9 protein-coding genes are annotated in these 10528 nt (G+C 46.4%); 8 read left to right on the top strand and 1 reads right to left on the bottom strand.

Features of this window, described 5'->3' with window-relative positions; translation table 11 throughout:
• The first annotated feature begins 3 nt into the window (after positions 1–3).
• The 7 genes from priA (at position 4) to rraA (ending at position 8622) form a co-directional block, all read left to right on the top strand.
• Complete coding sequence (gene priA / locus R7Q39_RS06875; RefSeq protein ID WP_318075944.1) at positions 4–2208, top strand: primosomal protein N'; 2205 nt, start codon at positions 4–6, stop codon at positions 2206–2208.
• A gap of 303 nt (positions 2209–2511) precedes the next feature.
• Entirely contained in the window at positions 2512–3540 is a 1029-nt protein-coding gene (cytR, locus tag R7Q39_RS06880; RefSeq protein WP_254901949.1) for a DNA-binding transcriptional regulator CytR, read from the top strand.
• A 225-nt stretch (positions 3541–3765) separates the two neighbouring features.
• Positions 3766–4314, top strand: coding sequence for a cell division protein FtsN (gene ftsN / locus R7Q39_RS06885; RefSeq protein ID WP_017820300.1), 549 nt, complete (start codon positions 3766–3768; stop codon positions 4312–4314).
• Between the two features lie 115 nt (positions 4315–4429).
• Complete coding sequence (gene hslV / locus R7Q39_RS06890; protein ID WP_005383176.1) at positions 4430–4981, top strand: ATP-dependent protease subunit HslV; 552 nt, start codon at positions 4430–4432, stop codon at positions 4979–4981.
• Positions 4982–5004: 23 nt separating this feature from the next.
• On the top strand, positions 5005–6336 hold the full coding sequence (gene hslU, locus R7Q39_RS06895) for an HslU--HslV peptidase ATPase subunit (RefSeq protein WP_025768349.1): 1332 nt from the start codon (positions 5005–5007) through the stop codon (positions 6334–6336).
• Positions 6337–7121: 785 nt separating this feature from the next.
• Entirely contained in the window at positions 7122–8039 is a 918-nt protein-coding gene (locus R7Q39_RS06900) for a 1,4-dihydroxy-2-naphthoate polyprenyltransferase (protein ID WP_104969015.1), read from the top strand.
• A gap of 76 nt (positions 8040–8115) precedes the next feature.
• A complete protein-coding gene (gene rraA / locus R7Q39_RS06905; RefSeq protein ID WP_033905997.1) occupies positions 8116–8622 on the top strand; it encodes a ribonuclease E activity regulator RraA in 507 nt (168 codons plus the stop codon).
• Between the two features lie 135 nt (positions 8623–8757).
• On the opposite strand, the gene zapB is transcribed toward rraA, so the two are convergent.
• Positions 8758–9000: a cell division protein ZapB gene (gene zapB, locus R7Q39_RS06910; RefSeq protein WP_005379536.1), complete on the bottom strand. Its 243-nt coding sequence runs from the start codon at positions 8998–9000 to the stop codon at positions 8758–8760.
• 348 nt (positions 9001–9348) lie between these two features.
• Between zapB and glpX the strand changes: the two genes are divergently transcribed.
• Entirely contained in the window at positions 9349–10356 is a 1008-nt protein-coding gene (gene glpX, locus R7Q39_RS06915) for a class II fructose-bisphosphatase (protein WP_213968497.1), read from the top strand.
• Positions 10357–10528: the final 172 nt, after the last annotated feature.

Raw genomic sequence — 10528 nt, forward strand, 5'->3', positions numbered from 1 at the left:
TTTATGCGTCCAACCATTGCTAGAGTGGCATTACCCGTTCCGCTCGACAAACAATTTGATTACGCCATTCCGGGGCACCTGTTTCCGATCATTGGTGGACGCGTTTCCGTGCCTTTTGGACGCCAAACCTTAGTCGGCATCGTCACCGCAATGGTTAATCACTCGGACTTTCCCAAAGATCAACTCAAGCCAATCAAAGCAGTTCTTGATTCTCAGCCGATATGGTCTGAAAAGCTTTATTCGTTGCTGACTTGGTGCAGCCAGTTCTACCAATACCCACTTGGAGATACGCTACACAATGCGATGCCAGCAGCTCTACGTAAAGGAAAGCCTGCAGATTTTGCGACGCTACAAGAGTGGCAAATTACCGAATCCGGTAAAGACAAGCTGATGCAAGGGCTTGATCGTCGAGCGGTCAAACAACAGAAGGTCTTGCAAATGTTGGTTAACGGCGCTTTGCCTCACCAGGAATTTGTCGACCAAGAGATAGCCTCAACAGTACTAAAGTCTTTAGAAGAGAAAGGCTGGATTGAACGTATCGAGAAGAAGCCTGTAATCACCCAGTGGGGACAGCACGTTGAATGCGACGTCGAGAAGCCAAAGCTCAACCACGAACAAGCGCTGGCTATTGCAAGTGTAAATAGCCAAACAGGCTTTGCTTGCTATTTATTAGAGGGAGTAACTGGCTCTGGTAAAACCGAAGTTTACTTAAACCTTATCAAGCCAGTTTTAGAGCAAGGGAAACAAGCCTTGGTTTTAGTACCAGAGATTGGCTTAACGCCCCAAACCATCAACCGCTTTAAACGCCGTTTTAATGTGCCAGTTGACGTCATCCACTCCGGGTTAAACGAGACGGAGCGTCTGAATGCGTGGCTTTCTGCACGCGACAAAGCGGCCGGAATCATTATCGGCACACGCTCTGCCCTACTCGCGCCTTTTGCTGATCTCGGGATTATCATTGTGGACGAGGAACATGACACCTCTTACAAACAGCAAGATAGCTTGCGTTATCATGCACGCGATGTTGCTGTAATGCGCGCTCATAAAGAACAAGTTCCGATTGTTCTGGGCTCAGCCACACCTGCACTGGAGACATTGCACAATGCCTTGTCAGGCAAATATCACCATTTAACACTAACCCAACGAGCTGGCTCTGCCGTGCCAACCACTAATAAAGTGTTAGATGTAAAAGGTCAGTATTTAGAAAGTGGCTTATCTGCCCAACTGATTGCCGAGATGCGCAAGCATTTAAAAGCGGGCAATCAAGTAATGTTGTTTCTTAACCGCCGAGGCTTTTCGCCCGCTTTGATGTGCCATGAATGCGGTTGGATTGCAGAATGTAAACGTTGTGATGCGTACTATACGTTCCACCATTACAGCAACGAAATACGCTGCCATCACTGCGGCTCACAACAACCGGTGATTCATCAATGTCAGGGGTGTGGTTCAACTCAACTGGTTACCGTCGGCGTAGGAACGGAACAACTCGAACAACAATTGGCTCAGTTATTTCCAGAATACAACGCCATTCGCATCGACAGAGACAGCACACGTCGCAAAGGTAGTTTGGAAGATGCCCTTGAATCGATTCGTAAAGGTGAACATCAAATTCTGATTGGCACCCAAATGCTGGCTAAGGGGCACCATTTTCCAAATGTAACACTCGTTGCTCTTTTGGATGTTGATGGCTCTCTCTATAGTAGTGACTTCCGCGCTTCCGAGCGACTAGCGCAGTTGTTTATTCAGGTCGCAGGTCGTGCCGGCCGCGCAAGTAAACCTGGCGAGGTTATCCTACAAACCCACCATCCTGAGCACAGCTTGCTGCAGGCCCTGCTTCAAAAAGACTATCGCCACTTTGCTATGACTGCTCTGGAAGAACGCAAACTGGCTCAGCTTCCGCCTTATAGTTTCTTGACTCTGTATAAAGCAGAGGCGAACCAAAGTGAGATAGTTGAAGACTTCCTGCGTCAGGTTCGCTTTACGTTAGAGTCACACCCTCTGTTCGATGATTCCTGCATGGTGTTAGGCCCTACTCCTTCACCTTTGGCTAAGCGGGCTGGTAAATACCGCTGGCAACTATTACTGCAAACTCAGCATCGTTCATTGATGCAAAAGTTATTAACCAGTGCCAAACCTGCTATTGAGTTGTTGCCAAATGCTAAGAAAGTACGCTGGAATTTAGACATAGAACCACAAGATCTCAGCTAGCAAACGTTTAACTATGTAATGAATTACCATTTAATGTGACCAGAATCACACCAAGATTACAATTTTTGTTAAACAGACCGTAACTTTCACTTTAGAAATGAATAGACTATCCAAATTAGAAAAGTCTAAAGTGACTTGTTTGCACAGGCTTAGATTAAAACAATGACTATTCCCACAAATTGATATCGCGGTGAAGAATCCATTTTCCCACTCGTTAACACGAACTGAGCGAAGAGCAAATACAGCTCTCACTCGGTTTGATTACCCTGATTTCAAACCGGAATAACGTCATCTTGGCAAAAAATAAATGAGAGGTTAAAAACTATGGCGACAATGAAGGATGTTGCCCAGCTTGCGGGAGTGTCTACGGCTACGGTATCTCGAGCCTTAATGAATCCAGAGAAAGTCTCTTCTTCTACAAGAAAGAGAGTAGAAGATGCCGTACTTGAAGCGGGTTATTCTCCAAACTCATTAGCGCGTAACTTACGTAGAAACGAATCAAAAACCATTGTTACTATCGTTCCCGACATCTGTGATCCTTATTTTTCTGAAATTATTCGCGGTATTGAAGATGCAGCCATGGAACATGGCTATCTAGTCCTGCTGGGCGATAGCGGACAACAGAAGAAACGCGAAAGCTCTTTCGTAAACCTCGTATTTACTAAGCAGGCAGATGGAATGCTACTGCTTGGTACAGATCTACCATTCGATGTCAGTAAGCCAGAGCAAAAGAACTTACCTCCGATGGTAATGGCGTGTGAATTTGCGCCAGAGCTCGAGCTTCCGACAGTACATATTGATAACCTGACCTCAGCATTTGAAGCGGTGAATTACCTGACCCAATTAGGTCATAAACGCATTGCTCAAATCTCTGGACCAGATACAGCAATATTGTGTCAGTTCCGCCAGCAAGGCTACCAACAAGCCCTGCGCCGTGCCGGCATCAATAAAGATCCACAATATAGTGTCATTACTGAGTTCTCTTTTGATGGCGGAGCAAAAGCCGTTCGTAAACTGCTCGAATTGCCAGAACCACCAACGGCTATTTTCTGTCACTGTGACACAATGGCCATCGGCGCAATTCAAGAAGCGAAAAAGCTTGGCTTACGAGTACCGCAAGATCTCTCTGTTGTGGGCTTTGATGACATTAACTTCGCTCAGTACTGCGATCCACCGTTGACCACCATATCTCAACCTCGCTATGAGATTGGTCGACAAGCGATGCTAATGATGCTCGAGATGTTAAAAGGCCACGACGTGCATTCAGGCTCGCGTCTGCTTGAAACTAATCTCGTCATTCGTGGAAGTGCAGCGCCACCACAGCGCCCTTAACCTAAAGATTAGGTATTCATCCCCAAAGCGGTGCTAAGGCGCCGCTTTTTTATTTACCCCTCCTGCTTTTTGTGTATCCCTGAATAAATGTAAGTGAGAACGGAAACACACTCCTACACTCGGGCGTTGTCGCGCTTTAGCTATCAAGATTCTATCAATAGGGTGTTTTCTCAACTCGTTCTGGATTAACATATTTGCAAGAATCCTTGATGACCAGAAATAACCGTGGCAAATAGAGATTATGTAAGACGGGGGCGAGGCGCCCCAAAAAAGTCGACAAAAAAACAGCCGCCGAGAAGAAAAAAACCTTGGCGCAGTGGCCTGCTCGCTATCTTGCTCGTGGGCGGTTTTGGCTATGGTCTTTACCTTTTGAGTAGCGACCCAGAACCTAAACAACCAGTCGTGAAGCAGCCAACAACCACTGTCAGCAAACCAAAGCCGAAAAAAGACTTGCCGCCACCACCAGAAGAAAAATGGGAATATGTTGAGTCACTACCGAAACGTGAAGTTGAAGTTGTGGCTAAAGAAATTGAAGTTTCTAAAATTCCTTACATCATGCAGTGTGGCGCGTACAAAACTCAGGCACAAGCGGAAGAGCGCAAGCTTGCAATCGCGTTCCAAGGGATGTCGAGCAAGATTCGTAAGAAAGAAGGCAGTTCATGGTATCGTGTGGTGCTAGGTCCGTATAAGTTCAAACGTGATGCAGAACGTGACCGTCATAAACTGCAACGCGCGAAAATCGAGCCGTGCGCGATTTGGAAAGAAAATCTTTAAACTCAGGCCCTAGGAGCTAAGATCCTAGGGCCTTTCTTTTTGCCCCCTTGAATCCCCATTTCTCCTCCCCCATATACTGAATTAAATCCAAAGAGAAATAATCAAGAGGTCGACTGTGACTACCATTGTATCTGTACGTCGAAATAATAAAGTCGTCATCGCGGGTGATGGCCAAGTATCTCTAGGCAATACCGTAATGAAAGGTAATGCGCGCAAAGTTCGCCGCCTATACAACAACCAAGTACTAGCGGGCTTTGCCGGCGGTACTGCGGATGCCTTCACCCTTTTTGAGCGCTTCGAAAGCAAACTGCAAATGCACCAAGGTCACCTAACCAAAGCGGCAGTTGAGCTAGCCAAAGACTGGCGTAGCGATCGTGCTCTGCGCAAGCTCGAAGCCTTACTTGCCGTTGCCGACGAAACCGCATCGTTAATCATTACCGGTAATGGTGATGTCGTACAGCCAGAACACGACCTGATTGCGATTGGCTCTGGTGGTGCTTACGCACAAGCTGCCGCAACCGCCCTACTAGAAAACACAGATCTAGATGCTCGTGAGATCGCGGAAAAAGCTCTCAATATCGCGGGTGATATTTGTGTCTTCACTAACCATCACCACACGGTAGAAGAGCTAGACTCAACAGTAGAGCCTGAAAAACCAACCGCGTAATCGTAACGAAGTAAGGAAAGAATATGTCTGAAATGACGCCTCGCGAAATCGTTCATGAATTGAACCGCCACATTATCGGTCAAGAAAAAGCCAAGCGTTCGGTTGCGATTGCACTTCGTAACCGCTGGCGCCGCATGCAGCTTGAAGAAAGCTTGCGTGCCGAAGTGACGCCAAAAAACATCTTGATGATTGGCCCTACTGGTGTTGGTAAGACTGAAATCGCACGACGCCTCGCAAAACTGGCAAATGCCCCTTTCATCAAAGTTGAAGCGACAAAATTCACCGAAGTGGGTTACGTTGGTAAAGAAGTTGAAACCATCATCCGTGACCTAACAGATGTCGCTGTGAAAATGACGCATCAACAAGCGATGGAGAAAGTGAAATTCCGAGCAGAAGAGCAAGCGGAAGAACGCATTCTTGATGCGCTACTGCCACCAGCACGTGATAGCTGGGGTCAAGCAGAGCAAACGGAAGAGTCTTCTCACACTCGCCAGATCTTCCGTAAGAAACTGCGTGAAGGCCAACTAGACGATAAAGAAATTGAAATCGACGTAGCCGCACCGCAGATGGGCGTAGAGATCATGGCGCCTCCTGGTATGGAAGAGATGACTAACCAGCTGCAAGGCATGTTCCAAAACCTGGCAGGCGACACTAAGAAAAAACGTAAGCTGAAAATCAAAGACGCAATGAAAGCGTTAGCGGAAGAAGAAGCGGCGAAACTGGTAAACCAAGAAGAGCTAAAAGAAGCAGCGATTTTCAACGTTGAAAACAACGGCATCGTATTTATCGATGAGATCGACAAGATCTGTAAACGCGGCGAGAGCTCAGGCCCAGACGTTTCACGCGAAGGTGTTCAGCGCGACCTACTTCCATTGATTGAAGGCAGCACGGTATCAACCAAGCACGGCATGGTAAAAACAGACCATATTCTGTTTGTTGCATCTGGTGCATTCCAAGTGGCAAAACCATCTGACTTGATCCCAGAATTGCAAGGTCGTCTACCAATTCGTGTTGAGCTAGAAGCACTAAGCAGCAACGACTTCAAACGTATTCTGACAGAGCCAAAAGCCTCTCTAACAGAGCAGTACGTTGCGTTGATGAAAACGGAAGATGTGGACATCGAATTCACAGAAGACGGCATCACGCAAATCGCGGAAGCGGCATGGACGGTCAACGAAAGCACCGAAAACATCGGTGCTCGTCGCTTACACACCGTAATGGAACGCTTGATGGATGAAATCTCTTACGACGCAGCGGAGCAATCTGGCGCTAAATTCGTTATTGATTCCGCTTACGTGAAAGCGCGCCTAGGCGACACAATTGAAGATGAAGATCTAAGCCGCTTTATTCTTTAAACGCAATCTATTTTACCAAAGCCCAGAACCTTGTTTCTGGGCTTTTTGTTTAGAATGACGGTGACTTAGACAACACCCAAATCAAGGATCTCGTCATTCTAAGAGCTCAAGCGAGACTAAGAATCTGCTAACAGCAGACGCCTATTCTTTCCAACTCACCTTAACCACGGCACTATTGGGACGATAGATTCTGAATCACCTCGTTCCTCGCTGTTCAGAATGACGGTGACTTAGACAACATCTAAATCAAAAGAGCTCGTCATTCTAGCGAGCTTAAGCGAGACTAAGAATCTGCTAACAGCAAACGCCTTTCTTTCCCCACTCGCCTTCACCACCGCACAATCGGATGATAGATTCTGAATCACACTCGTTCCTCGCTGTTCAGAATGACGGTGACTTTGACAACATCTAAATCAAAAGACCTGGTCATTCTAGCGAGCTCAAGCGAGACTAAGAATCTGGCAACAGCAGACGCCTATTCTTTCCCACTCCCCTTCACCACCGCACAATCGGATGATCGATTCTGAATCACACTCGTTGTTCAGAATGGCGGTGACTTTGACAACACCTAAATCAAAAAGATCTCGTCATTCTGGCGAGCTCAAGCGAGACTAAGAATCTGCTAACAGCAAACGCCTTTCTTTCCTCACTCGCCTTCACCACCGCACAACCGGACGATAGATTCTGAATAACCCTTTGACTTCTAGTTGAGTTGTTTTAGGTCAATAGCGTATCTGCCTCTTTGTGCTTATACTGGGCACATTGGTTACTAGCACGAAATTTCCATGAAACAATCTTTACAGATCTGGCTTGAAGCCGCTCGCCCAAAAACACTACCTCTGGCATTAGTCTCTATCTTAACGGGTAGTGTACTCGCCTACTCGGCGGGTCATTTTTCACCGACAATTGCCATCATGGCTTTCGTAACCGCGACGTTGCTGCAAATTCTATCCAATCTTGCGAACGACTACGGCGATGCCGTTCAAGGTACAGATAACGACAAACGCCTTGGCCCATTACGAGCGATGCAGTCTGGCGCGGTAAGTGCTAAACAGATGAAACAAGCGATTATCTTTAACATCGTTCTGACCGCAATCTCAGGCTTGGTGTTAGTTTTCTATTCACTAAGTTCACTGGAAAGCATTGTTACTTTTATCGGGCTGGGAATTTTGGCCATTCTCGCAGCCATTGCTTATACCATGGGTAGCAAACCATACGGTTACGTGGGGCTTGGCGATATATCAGTGTTCTTGTTTTTTGGTTTACTCGGCGTATCCGGTACCTACTTCTTGCATACCGGTCACGTAGACACCACGCTATTCTTACCTGCTTTAGGCTGCGGTTTACTCGCCGTTGCAGTACTCAACATCAACAATATGCGTGATATAGAGAACGACCGAGAGTGTGGTAAACGCACGGTGGCGGTACGCTTAGGTCAACGTAAAGCCAAGCAGTACCACTTTATCTTACTTGGCGGAGCTATCCTTGCCTTTGCGGCTTACTTGTTAATTCAAGACAAACCCGTTTGGATTAGCTTGCCATTTTTACTTAGTATTTATTTCGTGGCCGATCATGGTAAAGCAGTTTGGCATACACAAAAGCCCGCTCAGATAGCACCAATGATGCCAGTCATCGTGAAATGCTCTCTAGTCACCAACGTTTTGTTTGCAACAATTGTGGTAGCTCAAACTCTAGTAAGTTAAAAAAGGATTGTCATTGCATTGACTTAATGCCTAGATATACTCAAAGACAACCAATTTCTGTTTAGAAAGGTACGCTATGGAATACAATACCTCAGCACTCTGTGATATCTACCTCGATCAGGTAGATGTGGTTGAACCAATGTTCAGTAACTTTGGCGGTCGCGCTTCATTTGCCGGGCAAATCACCACCATCAAGTGTTTTGAAGATAATTCGTTGATCCGCGAGACATTAGAGCAAGATGGACTTGGTCGCGTTTTGTTAATTGACGGTGGCGGTTCCCTACGTAAAGCCCTTATCGATGCAGAAATCGCAACCATTGCGGAAGAAAACGAGTGGGAAGGCATTGTCGTTTACGGCTGTGTTCGTGAAGTAGATGAACTTGAAGATATGAACTTAGGCATTCAAGCCCTCGCCTCTATTCCTGTTGGAGCGACCAGCCAGGGTATTGGCGAATTGGATATACCAGTCAACTTTGGCGGCGTTAGCTTCCTTCCAGAAGATTACATTTACGCTGATAGCACCGGAATTATCCTGTCGCCAGAACCATTGAATATTGATTTAGAGTTGGATGAAGAAGCATAACGAGTCTTAGGCGCCTAAGTTATAGGGTCTTCTCTTGGCTCTTAGCGCCTAGCCTTGTCTTAACATTTTCTACTTCCCTAAAACACAAACACCCGCTTAACGCGGGTGTTTTTAATTTGGAATGAAGAAGCCGAATTATTCCACTTCGTCCATTTTGCCAAGTAGTGCACGAATGCGCTCTTGCCATTGTGCGTGCTCTTGCTGTGCTTGTTGTGCTTTTTGCTCTAGCTCTTCACGTTGAGAGCGAAGCTCGTTCGCTTCTTCCGCAAGTTTAGCTTTATCTTCTTTCAGCTCTTCGACTTCCATCTGAAGAAGAGTGATTGTGTCAACTGCAGTTTGAATTTTAGATTCTAGTTGTTCTAGTACTTCAAAAGACATCTTGGCCTACCTATGTTATTCCGTTGGGACGATGTGCGAGATTGATGCACACCTAACCTATATAAGGTTCATTCTACTCAGCGTCGCGATGAGAAACACTCACTATATTCGATATTTTGCATCATTCGGTCAAAAAATCAGCGCAATCTCACTAAACGCTGACTTTTCTTGTCGCCGAAGCATTTTTGAGCAAGGATTTTGCGTCTCGCTACGCTGAAAATCGCCCTAAGTATTGATCAAATTCAAGTTAGATAAAGTAAAAGCCTCGCAAAAAGGCAAACGTTTACTCGACCTTGTGATAGAATCGCCGCGCAAATTCTTCTTCCCTCTTGCTTACTTGGAGACATCATGAAACGCGATTTAGCAATGGCATTTTCCCGTGTGACTGAAGGTGCAGCTCTGGCTGGTTACAAATGGCTTGGCCGTGGCGATAAAAACGCAGCCGATGGCGCAGCTGTTGAAGTTATGCGCACGCTACTGAACAAAACAGATATCAGTGGTGAAATTGTCATTGGTGAGGGTGAAATCGATGATGCGCCAATGCTGTACATTGGTGAGCAAGTGGGTATTGGTGGTGATGAAGTAGATATTGCAGTCGACCCGATTGAAGGAACGCGTATGACGGCAATGGGACAATCGAACGCACTAGCCGTACTTGCCGCAGGTGAGAAAGGCAGCTTTCTTAAAGCGCCAGATATGTACATGGAAAAACTGGTTGTTGGCCCTGGTGCAAAAGGCGTAATTGACTTAGAAAAGCCGTTAAAAGAAAACCTAGAGAACGTAGCAAAAGCCCTGAACAAGCCACTTGATACCCTAGTCGTTATTACCCTTGCGAAACCTCGCCACGATAACGTTATTGCAGAAATGCAAGCAATGGGCGTACGTGTCTTTGCGGTGCCTGATGGTGACGTGGCTGCCTCTATTCTGACTTGTATGCCAGACAGTGAAGTGGACATGATGTACTGTATTGGTGGCGCGCCAGAAGGGGTAGTATCAGCAGCGGTAATTCGAGCGCTAGACGGTGATATGCACGGTCGCCTGCTTCCTCGTCACGAAGTAAAAGGCAATACTGAAGAAAACCGCATTTACGGTGCAGATGAACTAAAACGCTGCGATGAAATGGGCGTAAAAGCGAATGTTGTCCTCAAAATGGAAGACATGGCTCGTAGCGACAATGTGGTATTTTCAGCTACAGGCATCACTAAAGGTGACTTGCTGGAAGGTATCTCTCGTCAAGGCAATATTGCAACCACAGAAACGCTGCTCGTGCGCGGTCGATGCCGAACTATTCGCCGCATTAAGTCGACTCACTACCTAGATCGTAAGGATCCAGAAGTACGCGATATTATTCTTTAAGCATTTCTCGAGGCTCTCGCTCAGTCTGAGCTTGAGCCTTTCTTTCCGCACAACGGGCAATAGATTCTGAATCACACTCGTTCCTCGTTGTTCAGAATGACGGTGACTTTAATAAGCTCTAAATCGAAAGAACTCGTCATTCTAGCGAACTCCAGCGAGACTAAGAATCTAG

Source organism: Vibrio sp. 947 (assembly GCF_033339115.1).
Taxonomy (GTDB): Bacteria; Pseudomonadota; Gammaproteobacteria; order Enterobacterales; family Vibrionaceae; genus Vibrio; species Vibrio alginolyticus.